The organism is Pseudomonas sp. NIBRBAC000502773 (assembly GCF_006517195.1).
Classification (GTDB): Bacteria; Pseudomonadota; Gammaproteobacteria; order Pseudomonadales; family Pseudomonadaceae; genus Aquipseudomonas; species Aquipseudomonas marginalis.
This window is the reverse complement of the sequence record NZ_CP041189.1, coordinates 2,600,647-2,614,851: the sequence shown is the minus strand read 5'-3', so window position 1 is coordinate 2,614,851 and position 14,205 is coordinate 2,600,647. Positions and strand designations below refer to the sequence as shown.

Annotated in this window: 18 protein-coding genes; 17 read left to right on the top strand and 1 reads right to left on the bottom strand. The window is 56.3% G+C overall.

The window, feature by feature from the left end; all coding sequences use genetic code 11:
* Positions 1-13 precede the first annotated feature (13 nt).
* The 16 genes from rpsN (at position 14) to bfr (ending at position 9,725) form a co-directional block, all read left to right on the top strand.
* Complete coding sequence (rpsN, locus tag NIBR502773_RS12085) at positions 14-319, top strand: 30S ribosomal protein S14 (RefSeq protein ID WP_003176414.1); 306 nt, start codon at positions 14-16, stop codon at positions 317-319.
* A gap of 206 nt (positions 320-525) precedes the next feature.
* Complete coding sequence (rpsH, locus tag NIBR502773_RS12080) at positions 526-918, top strand: 30S ribosomal protein S8 (protein WP_003176413.1); 393 nt, start codon at positions 526-528, stop codon at positions 916-918.
* Positions 919-930: 12 nt separating this feature from the next.
* The gene (gene rplF / locus NIBR502773_RS12075; protein ID WP_003176412.1) at positions 931-1,464 is read left to right on the top strand and encodes a 50S ribosomal protein L6; all 534 of its coding nucleotides are present in this window, start codon (positions 931-933) and stop codon (positions 1,462-1,464) included.
* A gap of 10 nt (positions 1,465-1,474) precedes the next feature.
* Complete coding sequence (gene rplR, locus NIBR502773_RS12070; protein ID WP_003186037.1) at positions 1,475-1,825, top strand: 50S ribosomal protein L18; 351 nt, start codon at positions 1,475-1,477, stop codon at positions 1,823-1,825.
* Positions 1,826-1,828: 3 nt separating this feature from the next.
* Entirely contained in the window at positions 1,829-2,329 is a 501-nt protein-coding gene (gene rpsE / locus NIBR502773_RS12065; RefSeq protein ID WP_003186035.1) for a 30S ribosomal protein S5, read from the top strand.
* Between the two features lie 2 nt (positions 2,330-2,331).
* Entirely contained in the window at positions 2,332-2,508 is a 177-nt protein-coding gene (gene rpmD, locus NIBR502773_RS12060; RefSeq protein WP_003176408.1) for a 50S ribosomal protein L30, read from the top strand.
* 3 nt (positions 2,509-2,511) lie between these two features.
* Positions 2,512-2,949, top strand: coding sequence for a 50S ribosomal protein L15 (gene rplO, locus NIBR502773_RS12055; RefSeq protein WP_003176407.1), 438 nt, complete (start codon positions 2,512-2,514; stop codon positions 2,947-2,949).
* The gene (gene secY / locus NIBR502773_RS12050) at positions 2,950-4,278 is read left to right on the top strand and encodes a preprotein translocase subunit SecY (protein ID WP_003194637.1); all 1,329 of its coding nucleotides are present in this window, start codon (positions 2,950-2,952) and stop codon (positions 4,276-4,278) included.
* 27 nt (positions 4,279-4,305) lie between these two features.
* Entirely contained in the window at positions 4,306-4,422 is a 117-nt protein-coding gene (gene rpmJ, locus NIBR502773_RS12045) for a 50S ribosomal protein L36 (protein WP_002555468.1), read from the top strand.
* A gap of 129 nt (positions 4,423-4,551) precedes the next feature.
* Complete coding sequence (gene rpsM, locus NIBR502773_RS12040) at positions 4,552-4,908, top strand: 30S ribosomal protein S13 (protein ID WP_024077676.1); 357 nt, start codon at positions 4,552-4,554, stop codon at positions 4,906-4,908.
* Positions 4,909-4,938: 30 nt separating this feature from the next.
* Positions 4,939-5,328, top strand: coding sequence for a 30S ribosomal protein S11 (rpsK, locus tag NIBR502773_RS12035; RefSeq protein ID WP_002555466.1), 390 nt, complete (start codon positions 4,939-4,941; stop codon positions 5,326-5,328).
* Between the two features lie 18 nt (positions 5,329-5,346).
* Positions 5,347-5,967 (top strand): 30S ribosomal protein S4, encoded by a 621-nt coding sequence (gene rpsD, locus NIBR502773_RS12030; RefSeq protein WP_003176404.1) that lies wholly within the window; start codon positions 5,347-5,349, stop codon positions 5,965-5,967.
* Positions 5,968-5,989: 22 nt separating this feature from the next.
* On the top strand, positions 5,990-6,991 hold the full coding sequence (locus tag NIBR502773_RS12025) for a DNA-directed RNA polymerase subunit alpha (protein ID WP_003176403.1): 1,002 nt from the start codon (positions 5,990-5,992) through the stop codon (positions 6,989-6,991).
* A 41-nt stretch (positions 6,992-7,032) separates the two neighbouring features.
* Entirely contained in the window at positions 7,033-7,419 is a 387-nt protein-coding gene (rplQ, locus tag NIBR502773_RS12020; protein WP_003176402.1) for a 50S ribosomal protein L17, read from the top strand.
* Positions 7,420-7,656: 237 nt separating this feature from the next.
* Entirely contained in the window at positions 7,657-9,105 is a 1,449-nt protein-coding gene (locus NIBR502773_RS12015) for a catalase (RefSeq protein ID WP_141156128.1), read from the top strand.
* A 155-nt stretch (positions 9,106-9,260) separates the two neighbouring features.
* Positions 9,261-9,725, top strand: a complete 465-nt coding sequence (bfr, locus tag NIBR502773_RS12010) for a bacterioferritin (RefSeq protein WP_017525959.1) — start codon at positions 9,261-9,263, stop codon at positions 9,723-9,725.
* A gap of 63 nt (positions 9,726-9,788) precedes the next feature.
* On the opposite strand, the gene uvrA is transcribed toward bfr, so the two are convergent.
* Positions 9,789-12,623, bottom strand: a complete 2,835-nt coding sequence (uvrA, locus tag NIBR502773_RS12005; protein ID WP_098480843.1) for an excinuclease ABC subunit UvrA — start codon at positions 12,621-12,623, stop codon at positions 9,789-9,791.
* Positions 12,624-12,801: 178 nt separating this feature from the next.
* Here uvrA and NIBR502773_RS12000 point away from each other — a divergent pair, with 178 nt between their 5' ends.
* Positions 12,802-14,196, top strand: a complete 1,395-nt coding sequence (locus NIBR502773_RS12000; RefSeq protein WP_015886131.1) for an MFS transporter — start codon at positions 12,802-12,804, stop codon at positions 14,194-14,196.
* The last annotated feature ends 9 nt before the right edge of the window (positions 14,197-14,205 follow it).

The following is a 14,205-nucleotide window of genomic DNA, read 5'->3' as shown; positions in this document are numbered from 1 at the left end:
TTGGAGTAGGACCATGGCCAAGATGAGCATGAAAAACCGCGAGCTGAAGCGTCAGCTCACGGTTGCCAAGTACGCCAAGAAGCGTGCAGCACTGAAAGCAATCATCGTTGATCTGAACGCAAGTCCAGAAGCGCGTTGGGAAGCTACAGTTGCCCTGCAGAAGCAGCCACGTGACGCAAGCGCTTCGCGCATGCGTAACCGCTGCCGCCTGACCGGTCGTCCACACGGCGTTTACCGCAAGTTCGGCCTCGGCCGTAACAAACTGCGTGAAGCGGCAATGCGTGGTGACGTACCAGGTCTGGTTAAAGCCAGCTGGTAAGTACTTTCAGCGTCCAGGTGATCTGAATCGAAAGATACTGACCGCCGGTGACCTTGAATCTGGAACAAGCCCCTTTTGGGGCTTGTTTCATTTCCGGAGTGTGTCTAAAATACGCGGCTCGCCTGAGCCCGTGTTTTTTACCCGGAAGTTCTCAGCGACATATGTAGCCGCAAGGCTAATTTTTTTGTATTAGGAGCGTCTAGCCCATGAGTATGCAGGACCCGTTAGCGGACATGCTAACTCGTATCCGTAATGCCCAGATGGCTGAAAAGTCCGTCGTAAGCATGCCATCTTCCAAGTTGAAGGTTGCTGTTGCCAAAGTCCTGAAAGACGAAGGCTACATTGCGGGTTATCAGATCAGCAGCGAAATCAAACCACTGCTGTCCATCGAGCTGAAGTACTTCGAAGGCCGTTCGGTCATCGAGGAAGTGAAGCGCGTTAGCCGTCCAGGCCTGCGTCAGTACAAGTCCGCTGAAGATCTGCCGAAAGTTCGTGGCGGTCTGGGCGTGTCTATCGTCTCCACCAACAAAGGTGTGATGACGGATCGTGCTGCGCGCGCTGCCGGTGTCGGCGGCGAAGTTCTTTGCACTGTGTTCTAAGGGGGGATAAGCATGTCTCGCGTCGCTAAGAACCCCGTTAAGCTGCCAGCCGGTGTCGAAGTCAAATTCGCAGGCCAACAGCTTTCGGTGAAGGGTGCCAAGGGCACTCTTGAACTGAATATCCATTCGTCCGTTGAGATCGTTGAAGAAGCTGGTGAGCTGCGTTTCGCTGCTCGCAATGGCGATCAACAAACTCGCGCAATGGCTGGTACCACGCGTGCGTTGGTAAACAACATGGTCCAAGGCGTAAGCCAAGGCTTCGAGCGTAAGCTCCAGCTGGTCGGTGTTGGTTACAAAGCGCAAGCAAAAGGCACGGTTTTGAACCTGGCCCTTGGCTTCTCGCACCCAGTGGATTACGAACTGCCGGAAGGCATCACCGCTGAGACTCCTAGCCAGACCGATATCCTGATCAAGGGCATCGATAAGCAACTGGTAGGTCAAGTGGCTGCTGAGATCCGCGACTTCCGTCCACCAGAGCCGTACAAAGGCAAAGGTGTGCGCTACGCGGACGAAGTCGTCCGTCGTAAAGAAGCCAAGAAGAAGTAGGGCATAGCAAATGACCGACAAAAAAGTTACTCGACTGCGTCGCGCTCGCAAAGCACGCCTGAAAATGCACGAACTCGAAGTCGTGCGTCTCTGCGTGTTCCGCTCGTCGCAGCACATCTACGCCCAGGTCATCTCGGCCGACGGCAACAAAGTCCTGGCCAGCGCCTCGACTTTGGATAAAGAACTGCGTGATGGTGCCACTGGCAACATCGACGCGGCCACAAAGGTTGGCCAGCTGGTCGCTACGCGTGCTAAGGCCGCTGGCGTCTCGCAAGTGGCTTTCGACCGCTCTGGCTTCAAGTACCACGGCCGCGTTAAAGCGCTGGCTGATGCTGCTCGTGAAGCTGGGCTGGAGTTCTAAGTTATGTCAAATAACGACCAAAAGCGCGACGAAGGCTACATTGAGAAGCTGGTTCAAGTTAACCGCGTAGCCAAAACCGTTAAAGGCGGCCGTATCTTCACTTTCACCGCGTTGACCGTGGTGGGTGATGGTAAAGGGCGCGTTGGCTTCGGCCGTGGCAAGTCACGTGAAGTGCCTGCTGCGATCCAGAAGGCAATGGAAGCTGCTCGTCGCAACATGATCCAAGTTGATCTGAACGGCACCACGCTGCAGTACGCAATGAAGTCCGCTCACGGCGCTTCGAAGGTGTACATGCAGCCTGCTTCTGAAGGTACCGGTATCATCGCTGGCGGCGCTATGCGTGCTGTCCTCGAGGTTGCTGGCGTTCAGAACGTTCTGGCCAAGTGCTATGGCTCGACTAACCCGGTAAACGTGGTTCACGCCACTTTCAAGGGTTTGAAAGCTATGCAATCTCCTGAATCCATTGCCGCCAAGCGTGGCAAAAGCGTCAAGGAGATCTTCTGATCATGGCTACCGTTAAAGTAACGCTGATCAAAAGCATGACCGGCCGCATCCCTAACCACAAATTGTGCGTTAAGGGTTTGGGTCTGCGTCGCATCGGTCACACTGTAGAAGTCCAGGATACTCCCGAGAATCGCGGGATGATCAACAAGGCTTACTACATGCTGCGTGTCGAGGGTTAATCGATGAAACTCAATGATCTGAGTCCAGCGCCGGGTTCCCGTCGCGAAAAGCATCGTCCGGGCCGTGGTATCGGTAGCGGTTTGGGTAAGACTGGTGGCCGTGGCCACAAAGGTCAAACCTCCCGCTCCGGTGGCACCATTGCTCCAGGCTTTGAAGGCGGTCAACAGCCGCTGCATCGTCGCCTGCCTAAGTTCGGCTTCGTTTCCCTGAAGGCCATGGACCGCGCAGAAGTGCGTCTGTCCGAGCTGGCTAAAGTGGAAGGCGACATCGTTACTGTGCAGACCCTGAAAGATGCCAACGTGATCAACGTCAACGTACAGCGTGTGAAAATCATGCTGTCCGGTGAAGTGACTCGCGCTGTCACTATCGGCAAGGGAATCGGCGCCACCAAAGGTGCGCGTTCGGCTATCGAAGCAGCTGGCGGCAAGTTCGAGGAATAAATGGCTAAGCAAGGTGCTCTCTCAGCGCTCGGCAAAGGCGGTATGTCTGAACTTTGGGCTCGTCTGCGTTTTCTGTTCCTGGCGATTATCGTCTACCGAATAGGCGCACACATCCCGGTTCCAGGTATCAACCCGGACCGACTCGCAGACCTGTTTCGACAGAATGAGGGGACCATTCTTAGCTTGTTCAACATGTTTTCTGGCGGTGCGTTGGAGCGGATGAGCATTTTTGCACTGGGGATCATGCCGTACATCTCGGCATCGATCATCATGCAATTGATGACCGCCGTCAGCCCGCAGCTGGAGCAGTTGAAGAAGGAAGGTGAAGCTGGCCGTCGCAAGATTAGCCAGTACACCCGCTACGGCACTGTCGTCCTCGCCCTGGTCCAAGCTATCGGCATGTCCGTTGGCCTGGCAGGGCAGGGCGTTGCGTTCACTGGTGACTTTGGCTTCCATTTCGTCGCGGTATCCACGTTTGTGGCTGGTGCGATGTTCATGATGTGGCTGGGTGAGCAGATTACTGAGCGTGGTGTTGGTAACGGTATCTCGATGTTGATTTTCGCAGGTATCGTCGCCGGTCTTCCGAGAGCAATCGGGCAGTCTTTCGAGTCTGCACGTCAGGGTGATATCAATATCTTCGCCCTGGTTGCCATCGGTTTGCTGGCAGTAGCGATTATCGGTTTTGTGGTGTTCATTGAGCGTGGCCAGCGTCGTATTGCTGTTCACTACGCCAAGCGTCAGCAGGGCCGTAAGGTTTTTGCTGCGCAGACCAGCCACTTGCCGCTGAAAGTGAATATGGCCGGTGTTATTCCGGCAATTTTCGCGAGCAGCATTTTGCTGTTTCCGGCTTCGTTGGGTACCTGGTTTGGTCAGTCTGAAAATATGGGCTGGCTGCAGGACCTCTCTCAGTCGATCGCTCCTGGTCAGCCGTTGAATATTCTGCTGTTTAGTGCAGGGATTATTTTCTTCTGCTTCTTCTATACGGCGTTGATGTTCAATCCGAAAGACGTAGCGGAAAACCTGAAGAAGTCCGGTGCCTTTATTCCGGGTATTCGTCCAGGTGAGCAGTCGGCACGCTACATTGATGGCGTTCTGACTCGTTTGACCCTGTTCGGTGCTCTATATATGACGGCCGTGTGCTTGTTGCCCCAGTTCCTGGTGGTTGCAGCAAACGTTCCGTTCTACCTTGGCGGGACCTCGTTGCTGATCGTGGTCGTGGTTGTGATGGACTTCATGTCCCAAGTACAATCGCACCTCGTTTCGCACCAGTACGAATCCCTGATGAAGAAAGCCAACCTGAAGGGTTACGGCAGCGGCATGTTGCGCTGAGTACCCATAAGGTTCGAGGAGTTGGTGATGAAAGTTCGTGCATCGGTGAAAAAGCTGTGCCGTAACTGCAAGATTATTCGCCGCGAAGGTGTTGTTCGAGTAATTTGCAGCGCGGAACCGCGTCACAAACAGCGCCAAGGCTGAGTGTGATCCGCTTGAAGCCCGGCAGCTAGTGCGCTGCCGGGTTGATTATTTGTTATTACAGCGATATTATCTCGCGCCCTATTTCTTGGCTTCCGGGGCGTAGGTAGCTGTCAATTGGAGTCCCACTGAATGGCCCGTATTGCAGGCGTTAACATTCCAGATAACAAGCACACTGTTATCTCGCTGACCTACATCTATGGTGTTGGTCGCACTACTGCGCAGAAAATTTGCGCAGTTGCTGGGGTAAACCCAGCCGCTAAGATCAAGGATCTGAGCGACGAGCAGATTGAATTGCTGCGTGGCGAAGTGGCGAAGTTCACCACTGAAGGTGACCTGCGTCGCGAAATCAACATGAAAATCAAGCGTTTGATGGACCTCGGTTGCTATCGCGGTCTGCGTCATCGTCGTGGTCTTCCAGTGCGCGGTCAGCGTACCAAGACTAACGCGCGTACCCGTAAAGGTCCGCGTAAGCCGATCCGCAAGTAATCGCCCCAGCGAATCGACAGGAAAATTATCATGGCAAAACCTGCTGCTCGTCCTCGTAAAAAAGTTAAAAAGACAGTGGTTGATGGCATCGCCCACATCCATGCATCTTTTAACAACACCATCGTGACCATCACCGACCGTCAAGGTAACGCGCTTTCTTGGGCTACCTCCGGTGGTTCGGGTTTCCGCGGTTCCCGCAAGTCCACGCCGTTTGCTGCTCAAGTAGCTGCTGAACGTGCTGGTCAAGCTGCGCTGGAATATGGCCTGAAAAACCTCGACGTTAACGTCAAAGGTCCAGGTCCAGGTCGTGAGTCTGCTGTCCGTGCTTTGAACGGCTGTGGCTATAAGATCGCCAGCATCACCGACGTGACGCCAATCCCGCACAACGGGTGCCGTCCGCCGAAGAAGCGCCGCGTGTAATCCAGGAGATTGTAAAGAATGGCTCGTTACATTGGTCCAAAATGCAAACTCGCTCGTCGCGAAGGCACCGATCTCTTCCTGAAGAGCGGCGTGCGCGCGATCGAATCGAAGTGCAACATTGAAGCAGCACCTGGTATCCACGGCCAACGCCGCGGTCGCCAGTCCGATTACGGCACCCAACTGCGTGAAAAGCAGAAGGTCCGTCGTATCTACGGCGTTCTCGAGCGTCAGTTCAGCGGCTACTACAAAGAAGCTGCTGGCAAGAAAGGTGCAACCGGTGAAAACCTGCTGCAACTGCTCGAATGCCGTCTGGACAACGTTGTATACCGTATGGGCTTTGGTTCGACTCGTGCCGAATCCCGTCAGCTGGTATCGCACAAGTCGATCAGCGTTAACGGTCAGACCGTAAACGTTCCGTCCTACCAGGTTCGTGCTGGTGACGTGGTCGCAGTTCGCGAGAAAGCAAAAAACCAACTTCGCATTGTCCAAGCTCTCGATCTGTGTGCCCAACGTGGCCGCGTAGAATGGGTAGAAGTAGACACTGAGAAGAAGTCGGGCGTTTTCAAGAACGTTCCTGCTCGCAGTGATCTGTCCGCCGACATCAACGAAAGCCTGATTGTCGAGCTCTACTCCAAGTAAGGGCTAGAAAATAGGTGCATCCATGCAGATTTCGGTAAATGAGTTCCTGACACCCCGCCACATTGATGTGCAGGTTGTCAGTCCAACCCGCGCCAAGATCACTCTCGAGCCTCTCGAGCGTGGTTTTGGCCACACCCTGGGCAACGCGCTGCGCCGCATCCTGTTGTCCTCAATGCCCGGCTGTGCAGTAGTCGAGGCCGAGATTGACGGTGTGCTCCACGAGTACAGCGCCATCGAAGGTGTACAGGAAGACGTAATTGAAATCCTGTTGAACCTTAAAGGTCTGGCTATCAAGCTGCACGGCCGTGACGAAGTTACGCTGACCTTGTCGAAGAAGGGTTCGGGGGTGGTTACCGCTGCCGATATTCAGCTGGATCATGATGTCGAGATCGTTAACCCCGATCACGTAATCGCTAACCTGGCGTCTAACGGCGCCCTGAACATGAAGCTCACCGTAGCTCGTGGTCGTGGTTATGAACCGGCCGACTCGCGTCAGAGCGATGAAGACGAAAGCCGCAGCATTGGTCGCTTGCAGCTTGACTCTTCGTTCAGCCCGGTTCGCCGTATCGCATACGTGGTGGAAAACGCCCGTGTCGAGCAGCGTACTAACCTGGACAAGCTGGTTATTGATCTGGAAACCAACGGTACTCTGGATCCTGAAGAGGCTATCCGCCGCGCTGCAACCATTCTGCAACAGCAGTTGGCTGCGTTCGTCGACCTCAAAGGTGACAGCGAACCAGTGGTAATCGAGCAGGAAGACGAGATCGATCCGATCCTGCTTCGCCCGGTTGACGATCTGGAACTGACTGTACGTTCGGCTAACTGCCTTAAGGCGGAAAACATTTACTACATCGGCGACCTGATTCAGCGTACCGAAGTAGAACTGTTGAAGACTCCGAACCTGGGCAAGAAATCCTTGACTGAAATCAAGGACGTTCTGGCCTCCCGCGGTCTGTCCCTCGGCATGCGCCTCGACAACTGGCCGCCTGCAAGTCTTAAGAAGGACGACAAGGCGACTGCCTGATCGTCGTAATCACCGAACGTGAGTTTGGTAAGGAATGAACCATGCGTCATCGTAAAAGTGGTCGTCACCTGAGCCGTACCAGCTCGCACCGCAAGGCCATGTTTCAAAACATGGCGGTGTCGCTGTTCGAGCACGAGCTGATCAAAACTACACTGCCGAAAGCTAAAGAACTGCGTCGCGTTGCTGAGCCGCTGATCACTTTGGCCAAGACAGACAGCCTGGCTAACCGCCGTCTGGCTTTCGACCGTACTCGTTCGAAAGCTATCGTTGGTAAGCTCTTCAACGACCTGGGCAAGCGTTACGCTACCCGTGAGGGTGGCTACCTGCGCATCCTCAAGTGCGGTTTCCGCGCTGGCGACAACGCGCCTATGGCGTACGTCGAGTTGGTTGATCGTGCTACTGCCGGCGAAGCTGTAAGCGCCGAGTAAGACGACAAGCTGTAACGAAGAACCGGGCCTAGTGCCCGGTTTTTTGTGGGCGTAACAAAAGCGCGATGTGTACAAGCTTCCTCAGACAGCGTTCAGCACTATGTGCGCGGGGGTATTGTTAGTTATTTTCTATTGAAGCTTACGATTTAATGAATTTGTAGGTGTCATGTTGATGGTCAATACTCCCTCCAAGCCGATTAGCCGGCAGTTCCAAGTCCGACCTGAGGAAAATTGAGCATGAGCCAGAATAAAATCCTTACCACCGCCAGCGGCGCTCCCGTTGCGGATAACCAGAATTCCCGTTCAGCCGGCCCGCGCGGCCCGCTGCTTCTTGACGATTTTCACCTGATCGAGAAACTTGCCCATTTCAACCGTGAAAACATCCCTGAGCGTCGCGTACACGCCAAGGGGTCAGGTGCCTACGGTACCTTCACGGTCACCCGGGACATCACCCAGTACACCAGCGCCAAATTGTTCGAGTCCGTTGGTAAGCAAACTCCAACGTTCCTGCGTTTCTCTACTGTGGGCGGTGAGCGTGGTTCGGCAGACACTGAGCGCGATCCCCGTGGTTTTGCCTTGAAGTTCTACACCGAAGAAGGTAATTGGGACATCGTGGGTAACAACACACCGGTGTTCTTCATACGCGATCCGCTGAAATTCCCAGATTTCATCCACACTCAGAAGCGGTTGCCGCAAAGCAACCTGAAAAGCGCGCAAATGATGTGGGACTTCTGGTCGCACTCTCCAGAGGCGCTGCACCAGGTCACTATTCTGTTTTCGGACCGTGGTATTCCCGATGGCTACCGTCATATGCACGGCTTTGGCAGCCACACCTACAGCTTGATTAACGCCCGCGGCGAGCGGCACTGGGTGAAGTGGCACTACAAAACCAAGCAAGGTATCAAGAACCTGGCGCCGGCTGAGGCGGCCCGCCTGGCCGGTACTGATCCTGATTACGCCCAGCGTGATTTGTTTGGTGCGATCGAGCGCGGTGACTTCCCGAAATGGCGGGTCTGCATCCAGGTCATGACCGAGGCCCAGGCGAACGCCCATTACGAGAATCCGTTTGATGTGACCAAAACCTGGTCGCAGAAAGAATTCCCGTTGATTGAAGTGGGTGAGCTGGAACTTAACCGCAACCCGCAGAACTACTTCGCTGAAGTAGAGCAGGCTGCATTTGGCCCAAGCAACATGGTTCCAGGCGTTGGCCTGTCGCCAGACCGTATGCTTCAAGGTCGTGTTTTCGCTTACGCAGATGCTCACCGCTACCGTGTGGGTACCAACCACCAGCAATTGCCGGTGAATGCTCCGCGCAGTCCGGTCAATAGCTACCAGCGTGATGGTTCGATGGCATTTGGCAGCAATGGTGGTGCGACTCCGAACTACGAACCGAACAGCTACGCCGAAGCTCCGAAGCAAGCGCCACAGTACGCCGAGCCTGCATTGCCCTTGAGCGGTGCGGCTGATCGTTACGATCACCGTGAAGATACCGACTACTACAGCCATGCCGGTGCGTTGTTTCGCCTGATGAGCGATGAGCAGAAAGCGTTGCTCACCAGCAATATCGCAGGGGCAATGGGCGGAGTTTCCGATGATGTGGTCCAGCGTCAATTGCAGCACTTCTACAAGGCGGATCCTGCTTATGGAGAAGCAATCGCAAAGGCACTGGGTGTATCGCTTAACTGACTCTAAACGATAAGCAGAACCGCCCTCATTTGGGCGGTTTTTTCGTTATTTCAGCTACTTTTCTGCGGAAATCTTCACTTTTCTGCCGTTAGTCCCGTGACCTCCGAGTCAGCATGGTTCAAACTACAGACTTTCAAGCAGGGAGATGTAGGGCGATGCAAGGTCACCCCGACGTAATCGATTACCTCAACACGTTGCTGACGGGCGAACTGGCAGCTCGTGACCAATATTTCATCCACTCGCGCATGTACGAAGACTGGGGTTTCACCGAACTCTACGAGCGTATCAACCACGAAATGGAAGAAGAGGCACAGCACGCCGATGCACTGATGCGTCGTATCCTGATGCTCGAAGGCACGCCGCGTATGCGTCCCGACGATCTGGATGTGGGCACCAGCGTACCTGACATGCTTGCAGCCGATCTTCGTCTTGAATACAAGGTGCGTGCCGCTCTCTGCAAGGGCATCGAGCTCTGCGAACAGCACAGCGACTTCGTCACGCGAGAAATCCTGCGCGTGCAGTTGAACGATACCGAAGAAGATCACACCTACTGGCTGGAAAAGCAGTTGGGCTTGATCAAGCTGATTGGCCTGGAAAACTACCTGCAATCGCAGTTCTGATTTCCTACAAAAAAGCCCCTGTCACTTCAGCAGTGACAGGGGCTTTTTATTGAGCCTGATAAATCAGGCCCGGTCGCGCGCCAGCAATGGCTTCAAGTAGTAACCCGTATGCGATTGTGGCATCTCGGAGACCTGCTCCGGCGTACCCACCGCAATGATCTGGCCGCCCTTGGATCCGCCTTCCGGCCCTAGATCCACCAGCCAGTCGGCCGTCTTGATCACATCCAGGTTGTGCTCGATCACCACCACGGTGTTGCCGTGATCGCGCAAGCGGTGCAACACATCCAGCAATTGCTGAATATCCGCAAAGTGCAAGCCAGTTGTCGGTTCGTCCAGGATATACAAGGTCTTGCCCGTATCGCGTTTGGATAGCTCGCGAGACAGCTTAACCCGCTGCGCCTCACCACCGGACAGCGTGGTCGCCGACTGCCCCAGCTTGATATACGACAGACCCACATCCATCAGCGTCTGCAGCTTGCGCGCAAGCGCCGGAACCGCATCAAAGAACACCCGCGCTTCCTCGATGGTCATCTCGAGGGTTTCATGGATGCTCTTGCCCTTGTACTTGATCTCCAGGGTTTCGCGGTTATAACGCTTGCTCTTGCACACATCGCACGGCACGTAGATGTCCGGGAGGAAGTGCATCTCCACCTTGATCAGGCCATCGCCCTGGCACGCTTCACAGCGACCGCCCTTGACGTTGAACGAGAACCGGCCTGGCCCGTAGCCCCGTGAACGGGATTCCGGCACGCCAGCAAACAGCTCACGAATAGGCGTGAACAACCCGGTGTAGGTCGCGGGGTTGGAGCGCGGTGTGCGGCCAATCGGGCTCTGGTCGATATCGACGACCTTGTCCAGGTGTTCCAGACCCTTGATGCTGTCGTGCGCGGCGGCTTCCAGGGTTGTGGCGCCGTTCAAGGCGGTGGCACTCAAGGGGAACAGCGTGTTGTTGATCAGCGTCGACTTGCCTGAGCCGGAAACACCGGTCACGCAGGTCAGCAGGCCCAGTGGTATTTCCAGGTCAACATTGCGCAAGTTGTTGCCGCGCGCGCCCTTGAGGTGCAACGCCATCTTCTTGTTGCGCGGTGTACGCTTGGCTGGCACTGCGATCTTCACGCGGCCGGACAGGTACTTGCCGGTCAACGAGTCGGGATGTGCCATTACCTCGGCAGGCGTGCCCTCGGCGACAATATGTCCTCCATGCACGCCGGCGCCTGGGCCAATATCGACCACGTAGTCCGCCAGGCGAATCGCGTCTTCATCGTGCTCGACCACGATCACCGTATTGCCGATATCCCGCAGATGTTTCAGCGTGCCCAGCAGACGATCGTTATCCCGCTGGTGCAAACCAATCGAAGGCTCATCGAGGATGTACAGCACCCCCACCAGGCCGGCACCAATCTGGCTGGCCAGGCGAATCCGCTGCGCTTCACCGCCGGACAACGTATCTGCGCTGCGATCCAGCGACAGATAGTCCAGGCCAACGTTAACCAGGAACTGCAGGCGCTCGCGGATCTCCTTGAGGATCTTGTCGGCAATTTCCCCACGGCGCCCGGTGAGCTTCAGCACACCAAAGTATTCACAGGCATCGCCGATCGGCAGGTTGGTCACTGCCGGCAGCGTCTTCTCACCCACCCATACATGCCGCGCCTCACGACGCAGGCGAGTGCCCCGGCAATCCGGGCAAGGTTGGGTGCTGAGGAATTTCGCCAGCTCTTCGCGCACACTCGCCGATTCAGTCTCGCGGTAGCGGCGTTCCAGGTTGGGGACAATGCCTTCGAACGGATGTGAGCGCTTGACGATGTCGCCACGGTCGTTCAGGTACTTGAAGTCGACGTTCTGCGAGCCGCTGCCATTGAGGATGACTTTCTGCTGGTCTGCCGGCAGTTGGTTGAACGGCACTTCAAGGCTGAACTTGTAGTGGGACGCCAACGACCCGAGCATCTGGAAGTAGTAGACGTTACGCCTGTCCCAGCCGCGTATCGCGCCCTCCGCCAATGTCAGGTCGCCGTTGACCAGGCGCTTGATGTCGAAGAATTGCTTTACGCCCAGGCCATCGCAGGTCGGGCAGGCCCCGGCCGGGTTGTTGAAGGAGAACAGCTTGGGCTCCAGCTCGCTGATGGCGTGGCCACAGATCGGGCAGGCAAAGCGCGCGGAGAAGATGATCTCTTCACCCGGCTCGTCATCCATTGGCGCCACCAGGGCAATGCCATCCGCCAGCTTCAACGCGGTCTCGAACGATTCCGCCAGACGCTGCTGCAGGTCGGACCGCACCTTGAAGCGATCGACCACTACATCAATCGAGTGCTTCTTCTGCTTGTCGAGTTTCGGCGCTTCGTCCAGCTCATAGAGCTTGCCGTTGATACGCGCACGTACGAAACCTTGAGCACGCAGCTCTTCGAATACAGAGAGGTGTTCGCCCTTGCGCTCGCGAATCACCGGCGCCAGCAGCATCAGCTTGGCACCTTCCGGTTGGGCCAGCACCAGGTCGACCATCTGGCTGACGGTCTGGGCTTCCAGCGGAATGTCGTGGTCCGGGCAGCGCGGGATGCCTACCCGCGCGTACAGCAGGCGCAGGTAGTCGTAGATTTCGGTGATGGTGCCCACGGTGGAGCGTGGGTTATGGGAGGTCGACTTCTGTTCGATGGAAATCGCCGGCGACAGGCCTTCAATGGTGTCGACGTCCGGCTTTTCCATCATCGACAGGAACTGCCGGGCATAGGCCGACAGCGATTCCACATAGCGACGCTGACCTTCGGCATACAGCGTGTCGAACGCCAGGGACGATTTGCCGGAGCCGGACAAGCCGGTGATGACGATCAGTTTGTCCCGGGGCAGGGTCAGGTCGATGTTCTTCAGGTTGTGGGTTCTAGCCCCACGAATCAGGATCTTGTCCAAGATGGCCTCGCACGGCGGGCGTAAATAATGCAGGAGTATACGGCTAAAGACTGGATGAATATACACTGTCAAAGTGCCGGGTGCAGCCTTACATGAAAGCTGCGCGGCAAAGCGCCGCATATACCCTCTCAATCGATGGGACTGGTAGAATCGCCGCCGGTTCACACGAGGTTTTTCCATGCACGATCCCCACAGCGAACGCATGAGTAGCGGCGAGACCCGAGCAGCAAGCGGTCTGGCCCTGGTGTTCGCGTTCCGTATGCTTGGCATGTTCATGGTGTTGCCGGTACTGGCTACCTATGGAATGGATCTGGCAGGCGCGACCCCCGCACTGATCGGCCTGGCGATTGGCGCCTATGGCCTGACCCAGGCGATTTTTCAGATCCCGTTCGGAATCATTTCCGACCGGATTGGCCGGCGTCCGGTGATTTACCTCGGGCTGATTGTCTTCGCCCTCGGCAGCGTGCTCGCGGCACAATCCGATTCGATCTGGGGCGTGATCGCCGGACGCATCCTGCAAGGTGCCGGGGCGATTTCCGCTGCCGTCATGGCGCTGCTGTCCGACCTGACCCGTGAGCAGCATCGCACCAAGGCCATGGCCATGATCGGCATGACCATCGGTCTGTCGTTCGCCGTGGCCATGGTCGTGGGCCCGTTGCTGACGCGCGCCTTTGGCTTGCACGGCTTGTTCCTTGCCACCGGCGGCATGGCGTTGTTCGGGATCGTGATCGTGGCCTTCATGGTGCCGCGCTCCACTGGCACGTTGCAGCACCGTGAGTCGGGCGTCGCACGCAAGGCCCTGTTGCCGACGCTCAAGCACCCGGATCTGTTGCGCCTGGATTTAGGTATCTTCGTATTACACGCAATGCTGATGTGCAGCTTCGTCGCCTTGCCCCTGGCACTGGTGGAAAAAGCCGGGCTGCCCAAGGAACAGCACTGGTGGGTCTACCTCACCGCATTGCTGATTTCATTCTTCGCCATGATCCCGTTCATCATCTATGGCGAGAAGAAACGCAAAATGAAACGAGTTTTGCTCGGCGCCGTCGCGACATTGATGCTCACTGAACTATTCTTCTGGCAGTTCGGCGACAGCCTACGGGCGCTGGTTATCGGTACGGTGGTGTTCTTCACCGCGTTCAACCTGCTGGAGGCTTCGTTGCCTTCGCTGATCAGTAAAGTTTCACCGGCCGGCGGCAAGGGCACGGCGATGGGCGTGTATTCCACCAGCCAGTTCCTGGGTTCGGCGTTGGGCGGCATCATGGGCGGCTGGATGTTCCAGCATGGCGGTTTGTCGGTTGTGTTCCTTGGATGCGCCGGGCTGGCTGCACTTTGGTTGGCCTTTGCTGTTACCATGCGCGAACCTCCCTACGTCACAAGTCTGCGTTTGCCACTATCGCCTGAGGCGATCCGTGAAAGCGGCCTGGTAGAGCGCCTGAAGGCCGTCGTAGGGGTAACGGATGCTGTCGTGGTCGCGGAAGAGGCGGCCATTTACATCAAATTGGACACCGAATTATTGGATCGCGCGACGCTCGAGCAACTGGTCAACCCAGTGCCGACAGCGCGCCCAGCATAGGAGAACGTT

Bases quoted from the DNA above. Each gene is read 5' to 3' on its own strand.
- rplO (WP_003176407.1), top strand. From the start codon at position 2,512: ATGAAACTCAATGATCTGAGTCCAGCGCCGGGTTCCCGTCGCGAAAAG.
- secY (WP_003194637.1), top strand. From the start codon at position 2,950: ATGGCTAAGCAAGGTGCTCTCTCAGCGCTCGGCAAAGGCGGTATGTCT.
- rplR (WP_003186037.1), top strand. From the start codon at position 1,475: ATGACCGACAAAAAAGTTACTCGACTGCGTCGCGCTCGCAAAGCACGC.
- rpsN (WP_003176414.1), top strand. From the start codon at position 14: ATGGCCAAGATGAGCATGAAAAACCGCGAGCTGAAGCGTCAGCTCACG.
- rpsK (WP_002555466.1), top strand. From the start codon at position 4,939: ATGGCAAAACCTGCTGCTCGTCCTCGTAAAAAAGTTAAAAAGACAGTG.
- bfr (WP_017525959.1), top strand. From the start codon at position 9,261: ATGCAAGGTCACCCCGACGTAATCGATTACCTCAACACGTTGCTGACG.
- rplQ (WP_003176402.1), top strand. From the start codon at position 7,033: ATGCGTCATCGTAAAAGTGGTCGTCACCTGAGCCGTACCAGCTCGCAC.
- NIBR502773_RS12000 (WP_015886131.1), top strand. From the start codon at position 12,802: ATGCACGATCCCCACAGCGAACGCATGAGTAGCGGCGAGACCCGAGCA.
- rpmJ (WP_002555468.1), top strand. From the start codon at position 4,306: ATGAAAGTTCGTGCATCGGTGAAAAAGCTGTGCCGTAACTGCAAGATT.
- rpsM (WP_024077676.1), top strand. From the start codon at position 4,552: ATGGCCCGTATTGCAGGCGTTAACATTCCAGATAACAAGCACACTGTT.
- rpmD (WP_003176408.1), top strand. From the start codon at position 2,332: ATGGCTACCGTTAAAGTAACGCTGATCAAAAGCATGACCGGCCGCATC.
- rpsH (WP_003176413.1), top strand. From the start codon at position 526: ATGAGTATGCAGGACCCGTTAGCGGACATGCTAACTCGTATCCGTAAT.
- rplF (WP_003176412.1), top strand. From the start codon at position 931: ATGTCTCGCGTCGCTAAGAACCCCGTTAAGCTGCCAGCCGGTGTCGAA.
- NIBR502773_RS12015 (WP_141156128.1), top strand. From the start codon at position 7,657: ATGAGCCAGAATAAAATCCTTACCACCGCCAGCGGCGCTCCCGTTGCG.
- rpsE (WP_003186035.1), top strand. From the start codon at position 1,829: ATGTCAAATAACGACCAAAAGCGCGACGAAGGCTACATTGAGAAGCTG.
- NIBR502773_RS12025 (WP_003176403.1), top strand. From the start codon at position 5,990: ATGCAGATTTCGGTAAATGAGTTCCTGACACCCCGCCACATTGATGTG.
- rpsD (WP_003176404.1), top strand. From the start codon at position 5,347: ATGGCTCGTTACATTGGTCCAAAATGCAAACTCGCTCGTCGCGAAGGC.